General features: G+C 43.2%; 19 protein-coding genes. 10 read left to right on the top strand and 9 right to left on the bottom strand.

Going from position 1 to position 23130, the window contains the following annotated elements; translation table 11 throughout:
* Nucleotides 1-41 precede the first annotated feature (41 nt).
* The 7 genes from pilB to A3IE_RS23445 all read right to left on the bottom strand — a co-directional run bounded on the left by pilB (nt 42) and on the right by A3IE_RS23445 (nt 7072).
* Nucleotides 42-1757 carry a type IV-A pilus assembly ATPase PilB gene (pilB, locus tag A3IE_RS0115030; RefSeq protein WP_020396450.1) on the bottom strand — a complete coding sequence of 572 codons (1716 nt, stop codon included), beginning with the start codon at nt 1755-1757 and terminating at the stop codon, nt 42-44.
* Nucleotides 1758-1861: 104 nt separating this feature from the next.
* On the bottom strand, nt 1862-2317 hold the full coding sequence (locus A3IE_RS0115025) for a pilin (RefSeq protein WP_020396449.1): 456 nt from the start codon (nt 2315-2317) through the stop codon (nt 1862-1864).
* 74 nt (nt 2318-2391) lie between these two features.
* Nucleotides 2392-2850, bottom strand: coding sequence for a pilin (locus tag A3IE_RS0115020; protein WP_020396448.1), 459 nt, complete (start codon nt 2848-2850; stop codon nt 2392-2394).
* A 215-nt stretch (nt 2851-3065) separates the two neighbouring features.
* Nucleotides 3066-3647: a Uma2 family endonuclease gene (locus tag A3IE_RS0115015; RefSeq protein WP_020396447.1), complete on the bottom strand. Its 582-nt coding sequence runs from the start codon at nt 3645-3647 to the stop codon at nt 3066-3068.
* A gap of 79 nt (nt 3648-3726) precedes the next feature.
* Nucleotides 3727-5190: a sigma-54-dependent transcriptional regulator gene (locus A3IE_RS0115010; protein ID WP_020396446.1), complete on the bottom strand. Its 1464-nt coding sequence runs from the start codon at nt 5188-5190 to the stop codon at nt 3727-3729.
* Nucleotides 5191-5216: 26 nt separating this feature from the next.
* Nucleotides 5217-6878: a sensor histidine kinase gene (locus A3IE_RS0115005; RefSeq protein WP_020396445.1), complete on the bottom strand. Its 1662-nt coding sequence runs from the start codon at nt 6876-6878 to the stop codon at nt 5217-5219.
* Entirely contained in the window at nt 6812-7072 is a 261-nt protein-coding gene (locus A3IE_RS23445; RefSeq protein WP_425425142.1) for a PP0621 family protein, read from the bottom strand. Before A3IE_RS23445 ends, A3IE_RS0115005 begins: the two co-directional genes overlap by 67 nt.
* Before the next feature lie 61 nt (nt 7073-7133).
* Between A3IE_RS23445 and A3IE_RS0115000 the strand changes: the two genes are divergently transcribed.
* The 3 genes from A3IE_RS0115000 to A3IE_RS0114990 are packed head-to-tail and all read left to right on the top strand — an operon-like array spanning nt 7134 to nt 10731.
* A complete protein-coding gene (locus A3IE_RS0115000; protein ID WP_020396444.1) occupies nt 7134-8789 on the top strand; it encodes an NAD+ synthase in 1656 nt (551 codons plus the stop codon).
* 9 nt (nt 8790-8798) lie between these two features.
* Complete coding sequence (locus tag A3IE_RS0114995; RefSeq protein ID WP_020396443.1) at nt 8799-9137, top strand: P-II family nitrogen regulator; 339 nt, start codon at nt 8799-8801, stop codon at nt 9135-9137.
* Entirely contained in the window at nt 9085-10731 is a 1647-nt protein-coding gene (locus A3IE_RS0114990; protein ID WP_110721515.1) for a tRNA(Met) cytidine acetyltransferase TmcA, read from the top strand. The genes A3IE_RS0114995 and A3IE_RS0114990 overlap by 53 nt, the downstream gene beginning before the upstream one ends.
* Here the strand turns inward: A3IE_RS0114990 and A3IE_RS0114985 are convergent.
* Together A3IE_RS0114985 and A3IE_RS0114980 are read right to left on the bottom strand one after the other, a co-directional pair.
* The gene (locus A3IE_RS0114985; protein ID WP_020396441.1) at nt 10728-11558 is read right to left on the bottom strand and encodes an undecaprenyl-diphosphate phosphatase; all 831 of its coding nucleotides are present in this window, start codon (nt 11556-11558) and stop codon (nt 10728-10730) included. The genes A3IE_RS0114990 and A3IE_RS0114985 overlap by 4 nt on opposite strands.
* Nucleotides 11559-11580: 22 nt before the next feature.
* Nucleotides 11581-12699: a class I SAM-dependent methyltransferase gene (locus A3IE_RS0114980; RefSeq protein ID WP_020396440.1), complete on the bottom strand. Its 1119-nt coding sequence runs from the start codon at nt 12697-12699 to the stop codon at nt 11581-11583.
* A gap of 64 nt (nt 12700-12763) precedes the next feature.
* Between A3IE_RS0114980 and A3IE_RS0114975 the strand changes: the two genes are divergently transcribed.
* The 7 genes from A3IE_RS0114975 (at nt 12764) to A3IE_RS0114945 (ending at nt 23071) form a co-directional block, all read left to right on the top strand.
* Nucleotides 12764-13510 carry a pteridine reductase gene (locus A3IE_RS0114975; RefSeq protein ID WP_020396439.1) on the top strand — a complete coding sequence of 249 codons (747 nt, stop codon included), beginning with the start codon at nt 12764-12766 and terminating at the stop codon, nt 13508-13510.
* 136 nt (nt 13511-13646) lie between these two features.
* Nucleotides 13647-14036: a hypothetical protein gene (locus A3IE_RS0114970; RefSeq protein ID WP_020396438.1), complete on the top strand. Its 390-nt coding sequence runs from the start codon at nt 13647-13649 to the stop codon at nt 14034-14036.
* Nucleotides 14036-14815 (top strand): ABC transporter permease, encoded by a 780-nt coding sequence (locus A3IE_RS0114965; RefSeq protein ID WP_020396437.1) that lies wholly within the window; start codon nt 14036-14038, stop codon nt 14813-14815. Before A3IE_RS0114970 ends, A3IE_RS0114965 begins: the two co-directional genes overlap by 1 nt.
* A 13-nt stretch (nt 14816-14828) precedes the next feature.
* Nucleotides 14829-15491, top strand: coding sequence for an ABC transporter ATP-binding protein (locus A3IE_RS0114960; protein ID WP_020396436.1), 663 nt, complete (start codon nt 14829-14831; stop codon nt 15489-15491).
* A 3-nt stretch (nt 15492-15494) separates the two neighbouring features.
* Entirely contained in the window at nt 15495-16622 is a 1128-nt protein-coding gene (locus A3IE_RS0114955; RefSeq protein ID WP_157832887.1) for a KpsE/RkpR family capsule polysaccharide export protein, read from the top strand.
* Nucleotides 16619-18289 carry a polysaccharide biosynthesis/export family protein gene (locus A3IE_RS0114950; protein WP_020396434.1) on the top strand — a complete coding sequence of 557 codons (1671 nt, stop codon included), beginning with the start codon at nt 16619-16621 and terminating at the stop codon, nt 18287-18289. The genes A3IE_RS0114955 and A3IE_RS0114950 overlap by 4 nt, the downstream gene beginning before the upstream one ends.
* A gap of 9 nt (nt 18290-18298) precedes the next feature.
* Entirely contained in the window at nt 18299-23071 is a 4773-nt protein-coding gene (locus A3IE_RS0114945) for a glycosyltransferase (protein ID WP_020396433.1), read from the top strand.
* Nucleotides 23072-23130 lie beyond the last annotated feature (59 nt).

Genomic DNA, 23130 nt, shown 5'->3' with positions numbered 1-23130 from the left:
AAGCTGGGAAGTCGGATAAACGGAATGAATATGATAGAACTTTAATCTTTAGTAACGCGTTCTAATTCAGATAGGGAGGTAATGCCTTGGCAAACTTTCATAATGGCTGATTGGCGTAAATCAAAGATGCCTTCTTTTTGGGCTTGGTCGGCCAAATCCATGGAGTTACCACCTTCCATGACCATACGACCCATAGCGGGTGAGATAGGCATGACTTGGTAAATACCCACCCGTCCTTTATAGCCTTGCGAACAGGCTGGGCAGCCCACTGGCTCATAAATTTTAGCGATATGGATATGTTCTGGGGTGAAGCCCATACTTTTTAACACGTCTTCAGGAATATCAGCGGGTTTGCGACATTTTTCACATAAGCGGCGTGCTAAGCGTTGCGCAATGATCAGGTGAATTGAGGAGGCAATATTGAAAGGAGGAACACCCATATTTAATAGGCGCGTCAAGGTTTCCGGTGCACTGTTGGTATGCAGGGTGGATAACACTAAGTGACCGGTTTGTGCAGCTTTGATAGCAATTTCGGCGGTTTCTAAGTCGCGAATCTCACCGACCATGATAATGTCTGGGTCTTGACGTAGGAAAGAGCGTAAGGCTTCGGCAAAGGTTAAGCCTGCCTTAGGGTTTACGTTAACCTGATTAACGCCAGGCATATTAATTTCCGCCGGATCTTCCGCTGTAGAAATATTGCGTTCAGGCGTATTTAACATGCCTAAGCCGGTGTACAGTGTGACTGTTTTACCACTACCGGTCGGCCCTGTAACCAGTACCATGCCATCTGGCTTACTAAGAGCCTTTAAAAAGTCTGCCTTCTGTTTGGGATCAAAACCAAGTTTTTCTACCCCCAACGTAGCATTTTCCGAATCCAAAATACGCATAACCACTTTTTCGCCATACAAAGTAGGCAAAGTGTTAACACGGAAGTCGATATGCTTTTTTTCATTCACTTGAAAGCGAATGCGTCCATCCTGCGGTACACGCCGTTCGGAAATGTCCATCCGTGCCATCACTTTGAGTCGTGACGTGAGACGGCCAGCAATACTAATCGGGGGTGTTGCAATAACCTTCAAAATACCATCGGCACGATAACGCACGCGGAGGTTTTTCTCATAAGGTTCAATATGAATATCGGAAACTTTGGATTGGATGGCATGTGCTAGCAGCTTGTCAACAAAGGAAATAATCTCGATTTCCTCACCATCGTCTTCTCGCTTTTTAATATCCTTGGTATCAAGTGCCATGTTTTGCACAATGGCATCGGAAGAAACAACCATGCCGGACTGGGAACTTCCGCCACCACTGCTGCTAAAACCCGAGCCACCATGGATTTGTGCATACAGTTTATCGTATTCCACCACCACGGTTTCAGGGCGTAAATTGGTGGCAAACTTGATATCGTCTAGATTGGATAAATGAATCGGATCCGCAACAGCGACTAATAAATGATTCCCAAAGCGATGAATCGGCAGGAGTTGCAAACGCTGTTTCTGCTCATCGTTGATCAGATCCAGAACTTGTGGTTTTAAGTCGAGCGCTTGAAGGTCAGCGGTACTTAAACCATATTCGGTACTGACCGCTTTGGCGAGATCGCGGGATGAGGCAATTTGATGACTAACAAACCATTCTAATACTGAGACTTTTTCTTCATGCGCACGTCGAACCGACTGCTTGGCCACTTCGATATCGATAATGCCAGCTGTTACCAGTTGTTTGATGTAACCCGGAATTTGCGTGTTCGGAGCGGCCATGAGTGTATTATTGTTCTATGTCATAAGATGGCTTAATTAAGCTAAGAATAATACGTGATAAAACGAATTGCTAGCTGAACAGGCGAGTGGTCAATTTTTGGGGTTTATGGATGGACTATAGAACATGCTGTAGGGACAAATTCATTTTTCCACCCTAAGCTTTGTGATTTTTTAACTAGACAAGTCCATAGCCCGTTACTTTGTCTTGCAAGCGATATTTCAACATTGAGTGCTACAGCATTAACTCTTTTGTTTAAAATAGCAGTGATATTTGCTTCGCCAGTGGTTATGTTGGCCATTATTATTGGGTTTTCTTGCAGGAGAGTTGAACTATCGTCTTTCCAGCCAAGATCAGCTGCTGAGTTAATAGACTTTCTTTCTAATATGGCAAGTTCTAAAGGCGTACGTAATGCTGAAAGTGACTGGTAGGCTGAATAAATTTGCGATTTCGAGGTGTAGTCTTGGTAAACAGGTAGCGCAATAGCACTTATAACAGCAACAATAGTAATGACTGTCATTAACTCTATCAGGGTGAATCCATGTTGATTAGTGCTGCTCATAAATTATGACTTATGGTTGTTAAGAGAGAACAGCTCCTCTTGAGGAGCTGTTCTCTAGCTTAAATATTGATCAATTAGTTACAACCACTTGGCATGTAGCTTGCGTTCCAACCAGTAGGTGTTGAGCTGATTGTGCATGTCCAACGACCATCAGCAGTACGTGCAAGAGTAATTACTGAATTAATAACACCAGAGGAAACCTTACCAACTAAAGTACCAGTAATCGTAGCTGTACTATCTACACTGCTGGTTACAGCGGTAACACTGTCAGTAGTGCCATCTGACATTAAGTTAGAGGCGTGTGCCGCCCAGCCTACATCTGCTGCGGTTGCTACAGTCTTATTTTCTTGAAGTGCTAATTCAGCAGCCGTCTTTAGGTTTGATAATTCGGCATAAGCACGATTAACTTGCGTTTTTGACATATAGTCTTGATAAGCAGGCAGAGCGATTGCAGCCAAAATACCGATAATTGCTACTACGATCATTAATTCGATTAATGTGAAACCTTTTTGTGCTTTAGCTTTCATACTCATTGTCATCATTCCTTATTATTAATTTGCTTTTTGTTTTTAATTTTTCGTCCTTTGGGACAATGACTCTATTGCAGTTAGCGTGCCAAGGTATTTTTAATAAAAAATGATTAATTCGTGGGCAAAAGTGACGCTTTGGTTTATTAATTCAGCGATATTGACTAAGTATGCTGTCAGATTTTGACAGGACAAAGCTGACAACGCCAGAAGGACTGACACTATTGTTCAAAACGAACATCTTCGTACAAATCGCTAAGGCTTATCGAGAGCTTGATGCTGGTTAGCGTAAGTATTGCATCAGAGCCTTGATAGCTGCTGAGCAACCACTCATGTTGATTGTGGCGATGGAATAACTCAACATAATAAGCATTCGGATTGATTAAAACATAATCTTCTAAACTCGCCAGCTGGCGGTAGTATTGAAATTTACTACCTCGGTCTTTGCTCTCGGTAGAAGGCGAGAGAACTTCAATAATCAGTTTGGGACACTGTTTGGTGTAGTTGCGTTCAGGTTGTTGGTCACTGGGATCACAAGTTACCATCACATCAGGGTAGAAAAACGCCTTCCCTGCATTAACACTCACTTTCATGTCGGCAATATAAGTGCTGCAACCAGAACCGCGAAGGTGTGATTTAATGAGGGCATAAGTATTGCCTGCGACTTTCACATGGGCATCAGACACGCCCACCATGGCATAGACTTCCCCGTCTATATATTCATGCTTCGTCTCAGCAAAAGGTTCGCCCGCTAGGTATTCCTCTGCGGTAAGACAAGTACCTTGACGTTGTGCCTGTCCCATGTTGCTACCTCTGGCTATGAAATCTTAGTTAGCCATGATTGTAGGGCTATTTAAAGTTGGACGCACACTTAAGTATGGCTTAACTATCATCCAATCCATATTTCTGAATTCGATAGCGCAGTTGCCGAAAGCTCATGCCTAATAATTCCGCTGCTTTGGTGCGATTCCAGCGGGTTTGGTCAAGCGCCTCAAGAATCATATTGCGCTCTTCTTCCTCATTCGTGTCGGGCGACCATGCATTATTGTCGCTAGCTATGGCTTGATAATTGGTATTAGGGGGTGGGACAGACAAGGACGGTTTCGTGAGTTCTTCGTGGAAATCGTTAGTGGGATTAGGCGTTGCCTTAGGCGCTGAGACTGAGGGACTGGTGTCTAGTTGGCCAGTTTGCGGTAGCTGTAAATCTTCTGCATGAATAGTATTTTCTTCACATAAAGTGCTAGCACGTTCGAGAATATTTTCTAGCTCACGGACATTGCCTGGGAAATTATAAGCTTGGAGTGCGTCGCGGGCTTTTTGTGACAAACGAATGGGTGGAATTTGCCAGCGCTCCGCAATTTTCTTTAGGAAAAAGTCAGCCAACATCTGAATGTCTTCCGTGCGTTCCCGTAGCGGTGGCACTTTCAACTTAATGACATTCAAGCGATAGTATAAGTCTTGGCGGAAACGTCCTGCGGCGACTTCATGTTCCAAACTTTTATGCGTAGCGCTAAGAATGCGTACATCGACTGGGGTTTCTTCTAAGCCACCCACGGTTTTAATGGCACGCTCTTGAATCGCACGTAAAAGCTTGACTTGCATGGTTAAGGGTAAGTCAGCCACTTCGTCCAAGAACAAAGTGCCGCGATGTGCTGCTTGGAACAAGCCTTGTTTATCCGTAATAGCACCGGTAAAGCTACCTTTTTTATGGCCGAAAAACTCACTTTCCATCAGATTTTCAGGAATTGCGCCACAGTTTACTGGAATAAAAGGTGCTTTGTTACGGGGACTTTGCAGATGAATTTCGTGCGCGACTAATTCTTTACCACTACCGGATTCACCGTGGATATAAATCGGCGCTTGGCTACGGGCTAGTTTACCAATGGTTTGTTTTAGGGTGTGCATGGCAGGGGAGCTGCCGAGAATACGCTCGTTATTTTGCTGTTCGCTGCGAGCGGCGCGTGGGTCTTTTTCACCTTGTGATAATTGTAAGGCCGTTTGAATTAAATCGCGTAGTTTCGGCAAGTCGACGGGCTTAGACACGAAATCATAAGCACCCGCCTTAAGTGCCTCCACGGCGGTGTCCATGCTGCCATAAGCCGTAATTACCGCGACCGGAATATGCGGATAATTTTTTTGCAGGAAGCGCACAATATCAATGCCATTGCCATCCGGTAGCTTCATATCCGTCAAACACATATTCGGCTCATGCTCACGGATTTGCTCAATCGCTTCTTCCACATTACCCGCAGTCAAGGTGTTTAATCCCATGCGTAATAGCGTGATTTCCAGCAGCTCGCGAATATCAGGCTCATCATCAATAATCAGTACGCATTGCTCAGTCATGTAACAACCTTATTATTATCAATTCTTTAGTGCGGAGCGCGAGAAAATACCATGCGAAAACAACTACCACCAGTGGGTAGGGCAATATAATCCAAGGATGCGCCATTACTTAAACACAATTCGCGTGCCATAAATAAACCAAGCCCCGTTCCTTGGGTACTGGTGGTAAAAAACGGCTCAAATAGACGTTGACGCGATTCCTCAGCGATCCCGCGCCCATTATCAATGACATTCAAAAACACATCGCGACTATGCGAAGGCATTCCACCTTGTAAATCTAATTGCAGCTTGCTGGGATTGTCATGCGCATATTTCACCGCATTTCGGCATAGATTCCACATCACTTGATGCAAGTGCGCAGGGTCAAATTCAATCATAATATCAGCGGGTTCGATGAATAATGACACCTGTTTTTCTTTCAAATTATGCTGCAACATAAAATCGCGCAAAAAGCTATTTAACCAGCCTTTCAATGGCAAGCGTTCGCGCTTTGGATTTTTCTTGCGCGAGAGGTTTAATACGCTTTCAATAGTCAAATTCATACGCTTAGCGTTGGTTTGTATAATTTGCAGCAAACGCATATCAGCTTTATCAAGATTCTGGGATTCGCTCATTAATTGCGCCGCGTGACTAATCGCGCCCAGCGGATTGCGAATTTCGTGTGCAATACTCGCCGTCAATTGCCCGAGTGAAGCCAGTTTGACGCCTTGGACTTTCTCACGTTGTTCACTGGTATCTTCGAGATTGATGAGGGTATTTTTCTTGGTTTGCGTACCCAGTTGAGTGAAGCGCACACGTAATTCAGTGGCTTGTTGGTGGCGAATATCGAAGCTCGCAGTGCGTGGGCTGATCGTGCTAATCCAATGTTGGTAGTGCGTATCGAGTTCGGGGGCAAATACTTTTAGAGGTTTGCTGCGCCAATTGCCCGGATTGCCTAATAAATGCCATGCCGTAGCATTCATATGGCGAATCGCGCCTGAGGTTTCGACTACGACCAAGCCAGACTCCAACCGATCTAAAATGGATTGATTGAGCTGAGAAAGATTGGCTAGATCAATTCCACGGCGTTTGGCTAATTCTGCCATGGCATCTGCTTTACGAATCCAGCGATCACCTAGCCAACTGGCTAATAAAATAAAAAGTGCTAACACGCCACTTTGAGTCAAGCTATTCACATGGCTACTGTGTGGTGTTTTAGTACTGAGCCAAATTTCAAGGCTAATTAGACCAATTCCCGTTAAGGCGGCTAAAACGATCGAGACTTGGCTAGGCGCGCAAATATAAGGAATCAGCACTGGGATAACCAGTAACACGCCCAGTCCGACACTGACGCCACCACTGGTATACAAAATACCGAACAGCACAAAAATATCTAAGATCGCAAAGCCAATGCCCTGAATGGGTAAATCAGGCCATTCAAAGTAAGAGCTGAGATTACTAATAATCGCAATCATCAAATAACTAGCCACAAGCCAATCAAAGAGATTGCTATGATAAGCGCCAATTTGCGCAAAGCGGTTGCCACCAACCATGGTGAGAATTAAGACGCCCGCGAGCGCTAAACGATAGACGTGGTAGAGTCTGAGTAGATTCCAAGGATTTTCATGCAGAAAAAAGGGTGCTATGAACCCTTGTTTGGCATCGGACTCACTGTATATTGCGCTTGCTGCGCGTGCTCCAGACTGCAAAAGCTTTTACCCCCGTACTGAACAGCTTCTGCTTCGGGTACATGCAGCCCGCACTGTGCACAGCGCACAATCCGCGTGGTTTTTTTAAGTCGACCCGAAACCTTGATTTGATATAAATTTTTTTTGCGCTGCCATGATCTTAGCAAGAGATAACCTACTGCTAGCAGAACAAGAATAAAAAGAATACGGGGCATGGCTGTCTCTCACAATTTTCAGGTATAGTCCTAGTCCCTGATTTTACAATTCTAAACAACCGTGCAAAAGCAAAATCCAAGCCTTCGCATCGCATTAGCGCAATTAAATTTATGTGTTGGCGATATTGCAGGCAACACCCAGCAAGTATTGAAAGCTTTAAGTGAGGCGCATCAGCAACAAGCTGATGTTATTTTGTTCCCCGAGTTCACCTTGTCGTCTTATCCACCTGAAGATTTAGTGTACCGTGCTGATTTTTTGGTGCAGCTTGAGCAAGCCTTTGAAACGGTTAAAGTGCAGACGCAAAGTTTGCAGGGTTTGACAGCGGTGATAGGTTTGCCTTTGCAAAGTCAAGCGGGCATCCGTAATGCTGCACGCGTGATTCGTGATGGACAGGTATTGGGTGAGTATTACAAACAAGCTTTGCCAAATTATCGTGTATTTGATGAGAAGCGCTGGTTTATTGCGGGTGATCAGCCCTTAGTGGTGGATATTAACGGTGTTAAAACCGGCATTATTATTTGTGAAGATTTATGGCGCGATGAACCGATGGCACAAAGTGTGGCAGCAGGCGCGCAAATCGTTTTGGTGCTGAATGCCTCGCCGTATCGCCTTGATAAACTAGAAGAGCGTGAGCGTCTTTTGGTGCGTCAATCGAAAGCGAATCAATGCCCGATTGCTTATGCCAATTTAGTAGGTGGGCAAGATGAGCTGATTTTCGATGGTGATTCTATGCTAGTCGATGCCAGTGGCATTCGCACGTTACGCACGCCTCTCTTTGAAACGGGCTTATTGATCGGTGAGTTGAGTGTGGGGCAGAAAAATTCTAAACCTGCTACTTATCAGCATCCAGCACTAGAGTTTCACGTCTATCAAGCGCTCGTGTTGGGTTTGAAAGATTATGTCACTAAAAATGGTTTTAAAGGTGCTTTGCTAGGTTTGTCGGGGGGTATTGATTCGGCATTGACTTTAGCGCTCGCAGTCGATGCGTTGGGCGCAGAGAATGTTGAAGTCACCATGATGCCGTTCCGTTATACCGCATCGATGAGTGTAGAGGATGCCAAACGTCAGGCAGCGGCGATGGGAGTAACTTATCGTGAAATGCCTATTGAGCCAATTTTCCAAAGTTTTAGCGAAACCTTAGCGTCGGCTTTTGTAGGCTACAAAAACGATGTGACTGAAGAAAATTTGCAAGCTCGGATTCGCGGTACCTTGTTGATGTCGATGTCGAATAAGTTTGGCAAATTGCTGTTATCGACCAGTAATAAAAGTGAAAGCGCTGTGGGTTACGCGACCTTGTATGGGGATATGGCAGGTGCTTATGCGCCCCTCAAGGATGTCTATAAAACCTTGGTTTATCGTTTGGCGCGGTATCGGAATAGTTTGGGGGCAGTGATTCCCGAACGTGTCATTGAGCGAGCACCGTCTGCTGAACTTGCCCCGGGGCAGCGCGATCAGGATTCTTTACCCGAATACGATATGTTGGATGCGATCTTGCAGCAATTTCTGGAGCAAGATGCCGCCTTAGAGGACATTATTGCAGCAGGATTTGACGAAGCGACGGTGCGCCGCGTGGTAAATCTGGTACTATTAAGTGAATACAAACGCCGCCAAGCGCCGCCCGGAACGCGTATTACGCGCCGTGCTTTTGGTAAAGATTGGCGTTATCCGATGACGTCGGCTTGGCGTAAGCAGTTACCGTTAAACGCGAAACACTAGGAGAATGTTATGAAAATGGTACAGGCGATTATTAAGCCTTTTAAATTGGATGATGTGCGCGAAGCGTTAACGGAAATTGGCGTGACTGGCATGACTGCAACCGAAGTTAAAGGCTTTGGGCGTCAAAAAGGCCATACCGAGCTGTATCGTGGTGCTGAGTATGTGGTTGATTTCTTGCCAAAAATAAAATTAGAAATCGTCATTAACGATGAAAAGGTCAATGATGTCATTGAAGCCGTGATGAAGGCCGCCCAAACGGGTAAAATTGGCGACGGCAAGATTTTTGTGATGCCTGTTGAGCAGGCGATTCGTATTCGTACCGGTGAGGAGGGCGATTCTGCCGTCTGATAGTCCTTATGCTCAGTTGACGCGCCGCTTGGTTCATCTAAGCGGTACGCAAGCTGAGTGCTTTCAAGCCGCTTACACTAGCCTTCAAGATTTCCCCCCAAGCACCACCGTGTGGATCACTGAATCTAAGCAAGTTAATGCTATTCCCGTTAGCAAGGCGCACACCTTATTAGGTCAAGAATTTGCGGCAATTGTATTTGATGCCTTTAGTGGTTTTGCGCCGAATGCTTTCGCGGCCATTGGTGGTACGGTGCGTGGTGGTGGCTTATTGATCTTATTAACGCCTTCCTTAAGTGATTGGCCGTATTATCCCGATCCCGATTCTAAACGATTTCTGCCTTATCCTTTTCGTGCTGAGCAAGTCCATAGCCGCTTTTTGAAGCGCTTGGTGAATTTTCTTGAGCGCGGTTTACAGGCTGTAAACTCGGATTTTCATCCGACGCGAGTTACTCAGGTCCAAGTGCTTGCACAGATGGTACAAGCCTTGGCGCGAGCACAGTGCGTGATTGTATTAACGGCGGATCGTGGGCGCGGCAAATCGGCAAGTTTAGGTTTGTTAGCCGATCAATTAAAGCAGGCGGGAAAATCCGTTTTATTGACAGCGCCAGCGCGCGCCACAGTTAGTAGTGTGTTTAAACATAGCCAGCTTAGTCCGGTGTTCATTGCTCCGGATGCGTTGTTAGAGCGCTTGCCTCAGGCCGATGTATTGCTGGTGGATGAAGCAGCGGCGATTCCTTTGCCTTTATTGCTTAAGATGGCAGCGCATTATCCACGTTGCGTTTTTTCTACTACCACACAAGGCTATGAAGGCAGTGGTCGCGGTTTCGTATTACGCTTTCAAAAGCAATTAGCCGAATTAGTGCCATTGATATTGCCCTTGCAATTAGTTAAGCCGATGCGTTGGGCGGAACATGATCCTTTAGAGGCTTGGTTGAATGAGGCGTTGCTGCTCAATGTTAATTTGTCTGAAGCGGCTCAAGGCTTCGCTAAGCCGAGCTATCTTTGTGTAAATCGTGATGAACTGGTGGAGCAAGAAGCTTTACTACGTCAGATTTTTGCTTTACTGATTAATGCCCATTATCAAACACGCCCTTCAGATTTACGCCAATTATTGGATGCGCCTAATATTTCGATCCATGCCCTCATGCAGAATCAGGATGTCGTGGCTGTGGCTTTATTATCACGTGAAGGCAGTCTGGAGGCGGACTTAACTGAACAAATTTATCTCGGAAAGCGTCGTCCGCATGGGCATTTAATCCCACAAACCTTGACCTTTCATGCTGGCCTTGCAGGGGCAGCTTGTTTAAGTTGTGAGCGTGTTATGCGTATAGCTGTACATCCCAGTTTGCAGCGCTTGGGGTTAGGCGCCCAGCTACTCATTGCAGTAGAAGCTTATGCGCTTAAGCGAGAGACGGATTATTTGGGCGTTAGTTATGCACTAACGCCACCAATCCAAGCTTTTTGGGAACGTGCAGGTTTTATAACGGCGCGTCAAGGTTATCGGCGCGATACAGCCAGCGGCGCGGTTTCTTTAGTGCAAATCAAGGCACTATCCGCAGCCGGTAGGGCTTTACAAGCACAATTAGGTCATTAGCTTGGGTTAGTCCAATTTACTAAGCCAGTATAGGCGGTGAGGATAACCACTAAACCAAAGGCGATACGATACCAAGCGAAGATGGTAAAATCGTGGCTGCTGACATAGCGAATCAAGGCGCGAATCGCCAACATGGCGCTAACAAAGGCGAATACAAAACCTACCGCTAGACTACTGATGTCGCTGCTACTGAATAAATCGCGTGCTTTATACATTTCGTACAGTGAGGCTAAACCTAAGGTAGGGACGGCTAAAAAGAATGAAAATTCTGCGGCGGCTTTACGCGATAAGCCAAAAATTAGGCCACCGATAATCGTGGAGCCAGAACGTGACATTCCGGGAATGAGAGCCACGGTTTGAGCAAAGCCCAATTTGAGCGCATCTTTCCAAGTAATATCATCTACTGTGGGAACAGTGACTTTGAACTGGCGCTTTTCTACCCAAAGAATAATGAAGCCACCGACAATAAAGGCAATTGCCACAGGAATCGGCGAAAATAGGTGGTGTTTAATAATCTTACCGAAAATTAAGCCTAAGATAGCGAGTGGCAAGAATGCAATCGCAATATTAATAAATAAACGATTCGCCAAGGGATCTCGCCCCAAACCCTTAAAGGTATTCACAAAACGCACCCGATACTCCCACACCACCGCAAGAATGGCGCCCAATTGCACCGCGATATTGAAGACATTACGTTTGTCTTGATCGAGAAAGTTGAGCAAATCGCCTGCGAGAATGAGGTGGCCTGTACTGGAAATGGGTAGAAATTCGGTAGCACCTTCTACCAAGCCCATAATGGCTGCTTTAAGCAGCAAAATCACGTCCATACTTATCCTTATTTTAGCTAATTTATAAGCAGTGCCTGCGGTCGCTGAGTCTAAAGCCGTCGAGCGACGAGGTAAATGCTTTTGTGAAGCCCATTACCTTAAAACGCTCACCCATTTCAGAGGGCAGGCATAAAGTCCGGACCTGTTGTGCCAGTGCGTATTGTTGTTCTGGAGCATTATTCAGGGCTTGCATAAATAGCGCTTCTAAACCGCAACTGGCTAAAAAAGCAGCCTGATTAGTATAACCTGCTAAGGTTAAACCCGCCTCTAGCCCCGCTTTTGCTACAGCACTGAAATCCACACTCGCCGTTATATCTTGTAAACCGGGGTAGATCAGTGGATTGTCGTGCACACGGTGTTGGTAGTGACAAATCAAGGTGCCTTGATTGCGGTCTGGATGGTAATAATCGGCAGCCTCATAACCATAATCGATTAAGAGAATTGCGCCAACAGCAAGAGACTCGGCTAAGCTTGCCATCCAAGCAGAAAGCGCCGGATTATACTCAGAAGTATAATTACTAGGTGCGGCATCAAAGCAAAACTGTTCATGTTGCCATTGCACATAGCGTGTGACGCGCTCACCATCCACCAGACTAAATAATTCCACCGGCATGGCATCGAGTACTTCATTCGCTACGATAACACCCTGTAGGGGAGTCTCCGGCAAGTGATCGAGCCAATGAATATGTTCAAAAAAGTTTGGTAATTGCGCTTTTAACAGGGCTTGTTGGCGAGCGCGTAAATCCGGACTCAGTTCGAGAATGTAGTAGTGCTCGGGCAATTGTTGCTGGTTTTGCAAATGCAATAATAAATCAGTCGCCATTCGTCCGCTGCCAGCGCCCAATTCTAGGATACTGCCCCCGCCTAAATCGCTTAAGATTTGGGCGCATTGTTGCGCTAAGCATTGGGAAAAGAGTGCGGAGATTTCAGGCGCTGTAACAAAATCACCGCTTGCACCGAATTTGTTTAAGCCTGCCACATAATAGCCAAGTTGTGGCTCATAGAGCGCCATATGCATAAATTGGCGAAAGGAGATCTGGCCATGATTGGCTATAATCGCCTCGCGAATACGCTCAACTAGTTGTGCGCTATGCGTTTGTGCTTCACGGCTCGGGATAGGGATAGTGTCAGAAAATCGCATGTAGGCTATGATGCTGTTCAGTTTGAAAAGTTGGTTATGATAACGCTGTAAGGAGACAAACGATATGGAGCAGGGCAGTTTAAGCGGAAAAGTTGCCTTGATTACAGGTGCGGCACGGCGTATTGGTGCAGTGATTGCACGTGAGCTACATGCACAGGGTTGTACCGTTGTGGTGCATTACCATCATTCAGCGGCTGAAGCCTTCCAATTGCAAGCAGAGCTTAATGCCCAGCGTGCGAATACCTGTTATGTGCTGCCTGCAGATCTACGGCAACTATCGCAATTACCCAGCCTCATTAGCCAAGTTATTGAGCACACAGGTCACTTGGATATATTGATTAATAACGCTTCCAGTTTTTATCCGACTCCGTTAGCCTCCTTGACGGAAGCGCATTGGGATGAATTGACCGGCTCAAATCTAAAAGCTCCCTTATTTTTAGCACAAGCGGCGCTGCCTTACTTACGCGAGCGACACGGATGTATCATTAACCTATTGGATATTCATGCAGAGCGCCCGCTGTATGAACATGCTATATACTGTGCTGCTAAGGCAGGTTTAGCTATGTTGACCAAAAGCTTAGCCCTAGAGCTTGGTCCAGCCATTAGGGTGAACGGTGTAGCGCCTGGGGCGATTTTATGGCCGGAACAAGGTATTAATGTAGAACAACAGGCAGCGTTATTAGCTAAAATAACCTTACGCCGCATGGGTTTACCCAGTGATATTGCACAAGCAATTAGCTATTTAATTCAAGCACCGTATATAACTGGTCAAGTATTGGCGGTAGATGGTGGGCGCACGCTGAATCAATAGGCAATTGATACGTAATCAGCACAGATGTTTGCACATCCTGAATAGACGCTGTATTGTGCGCCGTGGCAAACATGCTACAAATTGAGTCTTCTGCTACGAAGCACTTCGGGGTTATTGGCTTAGGTTTCTATAAAACATGTTCATGTGGATTAAATGGATGCTTTGTGCTGTCAGTTTGAGCTTATTAACGGGCTGTAGTGGCATGATGCAGTATCTTGAAAAGCTACAACAACAGCCTGCTGAGAATCTGGCACTGCGCTCTAGTCGGTTTCAACCGCGCTTTCAATTTGACCCACCGCGTCGCCAAGCCTTAACGCCTGAAGAACAACAAAAAGTAGGGCCACCTCCGCCAAAAACTGGAGAAGTGCTGTTGAACGGTGAACGCTATTACTCTGCGAATGGCAATATTTGTCAGTATTACTACCCAAAAGGCCAAAATGCTACACAAATCAGCTCAGCGTGTTTTGTGAATGGCAAATGGGTAGGCGCTGTGCCACTGCTTAATACAGCCCCCCTCAAGCGTTGATGTCTGATTTTATTCAAGCGTTACGACTCCAAGGCCGTGTCATTCATGCTTTTATTTTGCGTGAAACACGCACACGTTTTGGTCGCTCAAAATTAGGCTATTTTTGGGCTTTTTTTGAGCCAATGGCTTATATACTTAGTTTAATAGGTACTTTTTATGTATTAAACCGAACCATAGCCAGCCCTATCGATATTCGCTTATTCTTTTTCACCGGTATTATCCCATGGCTTTTATTTTCGCGTGGGGTGAGCATGGCGGCGGGAGCGATTGACGCTAATAGACCTTTATTAGACTTTCCTCAGGTTAAAGTCATCGATGTTGTCATTGCAAGGATTATCTTAGATTTTTCAACAATTTTTATTGTCTCTATTATTTATTTATTGCTTTTCCATTACTTGATTTACCCTGTGCGAATCGCATCGGTTGGTTTGGTTATTATAGGATTGATGGTTTCTTCTTTGCTGGGTATGGGATTTGGCCTGATAGGGAGTGCGATTAAACTTTATTTTAATGGCTATGATAATATCCAGTCTATTTTTATGCGAGTATTGTTTTTTACTTCTGGTATTTTTTTCTTTGGCAGTACTCTACCGGCTGGTATTGGCGAATGGTTAGTGTTTAATCCGGTTCTTCATTTAGTAGAGTGGGTGAGAGATTGTTTTTTTTATGATTTTAGAAGTGACTTTTATACACCGTATTACCCTATTATCTTCTCTCTGGTTCTTATTTTTATAGGGCTTGCTGCTGAAAAAGTAACACGCCATAAAATTAGAGAGTAAGAGAGCTAGCGGTATGTTAGAGTTTTTAAAAGTTAGTAAGTTTTACCCTCTAAAGAAAGGCAAGAAAATCATTCTGGATGAGGTTTCTTTTAAATTTCCAGATGATAGCAATATTGGCATCTTAGGTTTGAATGGCGCAGGTAAGTCGACTGTCATGCGCTTAATTGCAGGCTCAGAGATGCCAAGCTCCGGCTTTATTCGTCGCTTAGGGCGATTTTCTTGGCCATTAGGTTTTGGTGGGGGATTTAATGGTAATTTGTCTGGTGAAGAAAACTTAAGGTTTATTTGTCGCATTTATGGCGCTGATATTAGAAAAGTAACCAATTATGTTAGTGATTTTGCTGAGTTGGGTCGGTCTTTATACGAGCCAGTCCGTAATTACTCTAATGGTATGCGTGCCAGATTAGCGTTTGGTTTGAGCCTTGCGATTGACTTTGATGTTTATCTCATTGACGAAGTGATGGCAGTGGGTGATCCGGTTTTTCGGAGTAAAAGCAAAGCGGCTTTTGAAGAGCGGCGCAAAAACTCTAATTTGATTTTAATTTCGCATGATATGAAAACCATCCGAGATTATTCGAATAAAATTATTATTCTTCATAATAGTATGCTGACAATCTATGATGATGTGGAAGAAGGTATTAAAAATTATCAAGGCTTATCAGCAGAAACTAGGTAGTTAATGGTGTTTAGAAAGATTCCAATACTTTTTATCTTAATGGTCTTAGTGCCGACTGCACTGGCTTATTACTATTATTATTATAAAGCAAGCCCACAGTATGTGGCGGAAGCACAGTTTATTATCCAAGGGAATAATGTTCCTAAACTCGATGTGCTAGGGGCGTTAACTGGTATGCCGAGTATGGGCGGTGGCGCTTCCGATGCTTTAGTAATTAGAAACTATTTGCAGTCGGGAGATTTCTTAAAAGATATTAGCAAAGTTATTGATTTAAAGAGTGCTTATTCTAAATCATCGATTGATGCTTATGCGCGGCTTGATCCAAATGCTAGCCAAGAAGATGTGCTGGATTATTGGAAAAATATGATTGAGATTGAGCACGATCAGTTATCGGGTATTAGTCTGATTCGTATGGTTGCTTTTGATCGGGAGACCAGTCAAGAGTTGGTCAAATTGGCGTTAAGTCAAAGTGAAAATCTCATTAATCATATGTCTAATAGGCTAAGAAATGATTCCTTGGCACAAGCGGAAAAGGAAGCTAAAGCAGCCGAAACAGCTTTAACGGATATAAGAAATAAAATAACACAGTTTAGACAAAAGCAAGATGTATTAGACCCTGTAAAGCAAGAGGGTGAACGTATTGGGCAGGAGGAGTCCACGCGTTTAGCCTTGGTCTCGCAATTGCAAACACAATTGGCACAAGCAGAAGCGGAATTGGCACAATTAAATACCTTTATGCAGCCTGAAGCGCTTAAGGTAAAGAATTTGCAAAGTAAGGTGAATGCGCTGAGAAATCAAATTGCCAAAGAGCAAAGTATTACGAAAAAGCAAACGACTGGGAAAAGTGCTCAGGCTGCAACCAATTTATCAAAGTTTACGGAGTTACAAAGTCAGCAGGCGTTTGCTGAGCAATTATACCAAGCTAAAGCCGCTAGTTTAGAGCAGGCTAAAATTGAACATAATCGCCAGCAACGTTATTTAACCGTGATTGTACAACCTAATTTACCCGATGAAGCATTGCGTCCAGATAAATTAACGGGTGTATTAACGGTGTTATTATTGAGTTTCTTAGCTTGGGGTATTGGCTCACTGTCTATCGCGGCCATACGAGATCATGCAGGTTGGGTATGAAAATGAAAAAAGTCCTTCAGTATTTATCGATAGCGCTTTTAATCTCTGTTTTGAGTACTTATTCCTATGCTGAGGGAGAACTAGCAGACAAGACAGCCAATGATATTTCAGTGCGAGCCCCCAATGTTGTGCAGGCTTTTGATGATGTCTTGCCAGCGAAGTCGCAGAATGGTGCTGGTGTGCCACCTTTTGCCGCGAATTTATTTGCGGGTAATTATGTGAGTCGTCGTGCGGATGCGCTTGATCCCGATTATAAAATTGTGACGGGCGATAGAATTGCCTTGCGTATGTGGGGCGAAGTCACCGCTAATGAAACCTTAACGGTTGATGCGAATGGCAATATTTTTATCCCCGATGCAGGGGAATTAAATGTTGTTGGAACAACGGCAGCGAATTTATCAGCCAAAGTAAAGTCAGCTATTTCCAAAGTTTATAAAGATGGTGTGGATGTTTACGCCAATCTATTATCAGCAACACCCAAACAAGTCCTAGTGTTTGTCACCGGTCAAGTCAATCGACCGGGCCAATATACCGGCTTGCCCGATGATAGTGTGGTAGCGTTTTTACAACAAGCGGGCGGTGTTGATCCCCAGCGTGGTAGCTACCGTCAGGTTTTAGTGACACGCCGTGGCGGACAACGCGTCGCGTCTATTGATTTATATGACTTTGTAAATAATGGTCGTTTGCCGCGTTTACTTTTTCAGGATGGCGATACCATCGTCGTACGTCCGCAAGGGAATATGGTGACGGTTCAAGGCGATACACGTAATAGTTACCGTTTTGAGTTTCTGAATAATGCTTTGACAGGGGAGCAACTGGTTCGTTATGCGCGCCCCAATAGTAGCGTGACGCATGTGGCTGTTGCGGGTACGCGTGAGGGCTTGCCATCAGCCTCCTATATTACTTATTCGCAGTTTCTAGGTTCTCGCCTATATGATGGCGACTCGGTGCGTTTTGTCACAGATGCACCTAGTGATGTGATGGACATTGCCTTAGAAGGCAGTTTTTTAGGCACATCCTATTTCACAGTACAGAAAAGTAGTCGTTTGCAAGAAGTTTTAGATTATGTGGCGGTTGATCCCAACGAAGCGGATATTGGCAATATTTATATCAAGCGCAAAAGCGTCGCATTAGCCCAGAAAAAGAACTTGGAGGAATCTTTGCAGCGTTTAGAGCGTTCGGTCTTAACAGCTCCAGCTAGCTCTGATGGTGAAGCCTCCATTCGCGCCCAAGAAGCTAATTTGATCTTGAAGTTTGTCGAGCGTGCCAGCAAAGTTCAACCAGAAGGGCGCGTCGTTGTCTCAGACCGTGGTAAAGTCGCGAATATTCGTTTAGAAGATGGTGACATTATTGTCATCCCCAATAAAAGTGATGTTGTGAGCATCAGTGGCGAAGTCCAAATGCCACATTCTGTGGTATACGCTAGCAATGCGACCGTGTTGGATTATATTGCGCAAGCCGGTGGTTTTAGTGATCGAGCTAATCGTAAAGACTTTATTATTGTACGCCCTAATGGCAAAGTAGAAATGGGCAGTCAGTTGCGCGTACAACCCGGCGATCAAATTATGGTATCCCCCCAATTGGATAGTAAAGACATGCAATTTACCAAAGATATTGTACAGATTGTTTATCAGATTGCAGTGGCAGCGAAGGCGGTGGGGTTGTAGGAACTCTATATGCGATGGAATTTTTCTAAGCCATTTAGTGGTGCACCTGTTTTGAATAAAAAATTAATTGTAGTACTAGGAATGCACCGTAGTGGTACGAGTCTTATTACGCGCAGTTTGAAAGTACTTGGTGTTGAGTTAGGAGATCATTTACTGGGAAGCCATCCCGATAATGTGAAGGGCTTTTGGGAAGATATCGATATAAAAGAATTAAACCAAAAAATGTTGGAAAGTCTCGGGCGAACTTGGCATACCGTTACTTGGTTAGATAGTCAGTTAATCACTAGACAGTTGCAGAATTACCGTTTAGAAGCTAAAACCCTGCTTAATAAAAAAATAGCCAATGTGAATTATTTTGGTTTAAAAGATCCTCGATTATGCCTTCTTTTACCGTTTTGGCAGCCAATTTTTGAAGTATTAGGATTGGATGTAAAGTATATTTTTATATTCAGGCATCCACTCAGTGTTGCTGAGTCTTTAGTAAAAAGAAATGATATTTTTTTAGATAAGGCATTATATTTATGGCTTTTATATAATTTGAGTGCTTTATCAGCAGTAAGAAAAAAAAATGTTCTTTTTATAAACTACGATGAGTTTCTTCAAAGCCCAAGAAATTCGCTTGATGTAATGAATAAGTATATTGGGACTTCTTGTTTTGATGAGCAAGATTTCAGTGCTTTCTCAAGCGATTATATAGATAGCTCAATGCGTCATCATCATCATGAAGTTAATGATCTTAGTGGACAGCAATCAACTTTATTGAGATATGCTCTTGGATTCTATAAGAAAATCTCTAGTCACACGAGTGCTAGTAATAAATATAAATTAGCAAGATCACTGCATCAAGAGCTGAAGTGGCAAACAAAATATTTAGCAAGTAACCAAGTTTTTCTTGAGTCTATAGAGAGAAGTGATCTTGAAATTAAACAAATTAAAGAGCAATTATTAAAAAGAGAGTTAGATCTATTAGAAAAAAGTGATTTCGAGATTTCCGCACTTAAAGAACAAGTAATAACTCTTGAAAAGAGATTATCTGATTTAAATATTGAATATAGTAGAAAAATTAGATTTCTGGAAGGGGAGAGCTTATACGAATATCATGAATTAAGAGAGGTTTTAGGTGATAAAGTTGCCTATTATGAGGCTATTAAAGCATCAGAGTTATTTGATCGAAAATTTTACTTGGAAAGTAATCCTGATGTCGCTGCAGCTGATACAGATCCTCTTGTACACTACCTGTTGTTTGGTGATACAGAAGGGCGCAATCCTAATGCATTATTCGATACAACGTGGTACAAAAATCAATATGCAGCTAGCTTTGATGAGGTAACTAACTCATTATTTGATTATGTAACGAGTGGGTGGGTTAAAGGAAGGCAACCACATCCTTTATTTAATACTGAATGGTATTTAAGTCAAAATGCAGATGTGGCACTTTCAGGAAAAGAGCCTTTGTCTCATTATATAGAAATAGGTTGGCGTGAGGGAAGGCAGCCCAATTTTTTATTTGATGGTAAATGGTATTTAGATCAATACCATAGTGCTTTAAAAGACACTAACCCCTTGGTGCACTATACCCATTTAGGTTGGCTATCAAATCTGGAACCTCATGTTCTTTTTGATAGTGAGTGGTATTGGCAGCAGTATCAGGAGGAGGAGCATGGATCTAAAAGCGCTTTACAGCACTATCTTGAGATAGGACAGTATCTTGATAAAAGCCCGCATCCTTTGTTTGATCCTGTTTATTATAGGAAACGTTATTTGCTTGATAAATCAGAGTTAATGCCTCTAAGGCATTTTCTCTCTCTTAATAGGGAAGCGTTGAATAACCCTCATTTTTTATTCGATTCCCATTTTTACAAAGATCAGGATAAGCTTTTAGAAGGCGGTTCTGTTGATTTACTCAAGCATTATTTATCTTGTGGTGCTTTAGAGCAGCGCAATCCACACTATATTTTTAATGCTAAATTTTATACTGCTCGCTATATGCAAGCGGGTAATGAGAAAAATCCTCTTATTCACTATTTGAAGATAGGTGTTGATCGGGGATATATTTTTAATTACTTTATTAACCCTAGTTATTTCAATACAAATAGCTCTTTAGAGCTAACTAAAAAACTAGCTGATCAATATGTAGATAGTTTTAAGCCAGAAAAAGTATCTTTATTGGCAGAGGATAGTGTAAGTACCTCTTTTGATTGGTTAAAACAAGAGCTGGCCTTAAAAAGGATACAAGCTAGGCGTTTTACCTGGAGTACCCTAGATAAATTGCCTTTAGTCTCGATTATCATGCCAACCTATAATCGTAAACATACAATTGCTCAGGCTGTAGAGAGTATTATTAAGCAAACTTGGCCTCATTGGGAGCTTCTTATTGTTGACGATGGTAGTACAGATGGCACACTAGAATGGTTAAAAGATCAATTTGATGATTTACGAATTCGCTATATAACACAAGCGCACCTAGGCGTAAGTCCTGCACGTAATACGGGTTTAGCCCAAGCTCTAGGCGATTATCTAGCTTATTTAGATACAGATAATGTTTGGAAAAGCAGTTTTCTAGAAGTCATGTTGACTTACGCTATTACAGAAAAAGCGGATTTTTTATATGCAGGTATAGAGTTGATACGGGATGAAGGTACTTTTTATCGTTTTGCTCCCTTTGATTTTCAACAGTTGAAAATAAGGAACTATATCGATCTCAATATTTTTATCCATAGTCGAAATTTGCTTGAGCAAAGCGGTAATTTTGATGTGGCTTTGCCTAGAATGGTAGATTGGGATTTTATCATTCGCTGTGCCAATTTTGCTGAGCATATTAAAGCTATCCCTATTATAGGGGCTATCTACGATGATAGGAGGCAAGTAAGCCGTATAACCTATTCGCAAAGTTCTCAATGGTTTTATTTTATTTTAAATAAATACAATGTAAATCTTGATAAAGATCGAGAGAAAAAAAATCATTATGAGACTATAGTCATAGTTCCACTTTTAAATACGTCTCTTGAGATAATTCAGGAGTGTATTCACTTATTATTAAGCTATCATGAGAAGGCTAGGCCTTATCAGATCATTTTAGTACATGATAATAGCAGTCAGGCTATCATTAACTTTTGCCACTTACTGGCACTAACTTGGGAAAATGTCACGATACTTAGTGAAGCTTTCCTAAGTAACTTCTCGTTGGCTTATAATTTTGCTCTTAAAACTATTCAGTCCAATTATGTTTTTTTCCTAAAGCCCACAACCTTAGTCCCAAAAGATTGGCTTGTTCCTTTAATGAGGGCGTTAAAGCAGCAGAATAATATTATAGTTCAGCCATTATTTTTAAATCCTAATGGCAGAATTGAACACGCGGGCCTTATCGTCGATGCTATAGATGAAGTATCTGATGCTGTTAGACTTGCTCCGGCTTTACAAGGTTTTGCACGAGATCATCCTATAGTACAATCCAGTTTTCCTATAGCGAATTTGGGTGATGGGTGTATTGGTTTCGCGTATAGTGAATTATTAAGTGATGTAAGCTTCAATCCTGTTTATTTAGAGCACTTAGAGTTTTTTGAGTTTGGATTGTCTTTGGCAACTGGGGTTACTTGCCACTGTATTCCGGAGTCTCAAATTATATTATATAGTGATGAGCGGTCTCATCCTTTGTATTATGGGGAAAAAAAGAAGCAAGCTTTTGTTGTGCAATATGACTTTTCCCATCTCGAAGAGCTAAGTCGAGCTTGGCTCGGTAAGCAAGGTCTGTACATCCAAGCCTATTTACCGTCTTTACTACAACAGTCTTTTTGTGTGATGAAGGAAAGGCCATCGTTTGATGATGATCCTGTGCCAGTTAAGCCGTCTTATTACTTTGTTATCAAGATTGCCTGCCCCTCAATACATGAGCGGAAAACCTGGGGTGATTATTACTATGCGGAGGCGTTTGGGCAGGCTCTAACGGTTTTGGGGCATCACTATAAAATTGAGTATTTGCAAGATTGGATAAACGCTGGGGAGTCAGTTATTGATCCTAACTCCAAAACTTCTCAGGTTAATTTGGTGTTAAGAGGCTTACAGCCGGTGCCGCTTAACACTACTGGCTTGAATTTAATGTGGTTAATAAGTCATCCTGAGTTAGTGACGGTAGACGAGATGCGCGCCTATGATCATGTTTTTATCGCATCTGAGTATTATGCGCACTGTCTACAGCAAGAGCCTTTCAACTTGAAGTCAGCTAGCTGTCTTCTGCAATGTACTGATCCCGATATTTTCTATCCTGTCTATACCTTACTGCCTAAACAAGAGATAACCTTTGTTGGGAACTCGCGGAACGTTTATCGTGAAAGCGTGAGGCTTGCTTATGAGCTAGGGTACCTAACAAGTGTATATGGGACTTTATGGGAGCAATATTTGCCTAAGGCTCTTATAAAGCAACAATACTTGCCGAATCAAGAGCTTGGCGAGTGTTATAGACAATCGCTTATTGTGCTAAATGATCACTGGCAAGATATGGCTTCACAAGGCTTTGTTTCTAATCGTGTATTTGATGTGCTAGCAACGTGTAGCTACTTAATTAGTGACAAGCTTAAGCATTGGCCCGCGCATTTAGAGCAGATGTTGGTGTCCTACGATAATGTGGAGTCATTTCAGCAAGCTATCGGCAAGGGCATGTATTGCACCCCATTAGAGCGGCAACAACAATGGCAAAACGCTTTGTCAGTTATGTCTCAACATTCCTTTTTGCCGCGCGCTAGGGCTGTTTTAAGAAAAGTTGAGGAACTTATTGCTGCTCGGTAGGTTTTTGTTGTAATCTAGCTACAGTAGTGGTAAATAGGTAGTCTGTTAGCATCATAACG

The sequence above is a fragment of the Thiolinea disciformis DSM 14473 genome (assembly GCF_000371925.1).
GTDB classification, from domain to species: Bacteria; Pseudomonadota; Gammaproteobacteria; order Thiotrichales; family Thiotrichaceae; genus Thiolinea; species Thiolinea disciformis.
Note: the sequence above shows the minus strand (reverse complement) of the source record. Positions and strands in the feature narration are given on the sequence as shown.

Coding starts and splice junctions, on each gene's coding strand:
- A3IE_RS0114970 (WP_020396438.1), top strand. CDS start 13,647: ATGTTCATGTGGATTAAATGGATGCTTTGTGCTGTCAGTTTGAGCTTA.
- A3IE_RS0115015 (WP_020396447.1), bottom strand. CDS start 3,647: ATGGGACAGGCACAACGTCAAGGTACTTGTCTTACCGCAGAGGAATAC.
- A3IE_RS0114950 (WP_020396434.1), top strand. CDS start 16,619: ATGAAAATGAAAAAAGTCCTTCAGTATTTATCGATAGCGCTTTTAATC.
- A3IE_RS0115025 (WP_020396449.1), bottom strand. CDS start 2,317: ATGAGCAGCACTAATCAACATGGATTCACCCTGATAGAGTTAATGACA.
- A3IE_RS0114995 (WP_020396443.1), top strand. CDS start 8,799: ATGAAAATGGTACAGGCGATTATTAAGCCTTTTAAATTGGATGATGTG.
- A3IE_RS0114975 (WP_020396439.1), top strand. CDS start 12,764: ATGGAGCAGGGCAGTTTAAGCGGAAAAGTTGCCTTGATTACAGGTGCG.
- A3IE_RS0114960 (WP_020396436.1), top strand. CDS start 14,829: ATGTTAGAGTTTTTAAAAGTTAGTAAGTTTTACCCTCTAAAGAAAGGC.
- A3IE_RS23445 (WP_425425142.1), bottom strand. CDS start 7,072: ATGCCCCGTATTCTTTTTATTCTTGTTCTGCTAGCAGTAGGTTATCTC.
- A3IE_RS0114985 (WP_020396441.1), bottom strand. CDS start 11,558: ATGGACGTGATTTTGCTGCTTAAAGCAGCCATTATGGGCTTGGTAGAA.
- A3IE_RS0114955 (WP_157832887.1), top strand. CDS start 15,495: ATGGTGTTTAGAAAGATTCCAATACTTTTTATCTTAATGGTCTTAGTG.
- A3IE_RS0114980 (WP_020396440.1), bottom strand. CDS start 12,699: ATGCGATTTTCTGACACTATCCCTATCCCGAGCCGTGAAGCACAAACG.
- A3IE_RS0114965 (WP_020396437.1), top strand. CDS start 14,036: ATGTCTGATTTTATTCAAGCGTTACGACTCCAAGGCCGTGTCATTCAT.
- pilB (WP_020396450.1), bottom strand. CDS start 1,757: ATGGCCGCTCCGAACACGCAAATTCCGGGTTACATCAAACAACTGGTA.
- A3IE_RS0115010 (WP_020396446.1), bottom strand. CDS start 5,190: ATGACTGAGCAATGCGTACTGATTATTGATGATGAGCCTGATATTCGC.
- A3IE_RS0115020 (WP_020396448.1), bottom strand. CDS start 2,850: ATGAGTATGAAAGCTAAAGCACAAAAAGGTTTCACATTAATCGAATTA.
- A3IE_RS0114945 (WP_020396433.1), top strand. CDS start 18,299: ATGCGATGGAATTTTTCTAAGCCATTTAGTGGTGCACCTGTTTTGAAT.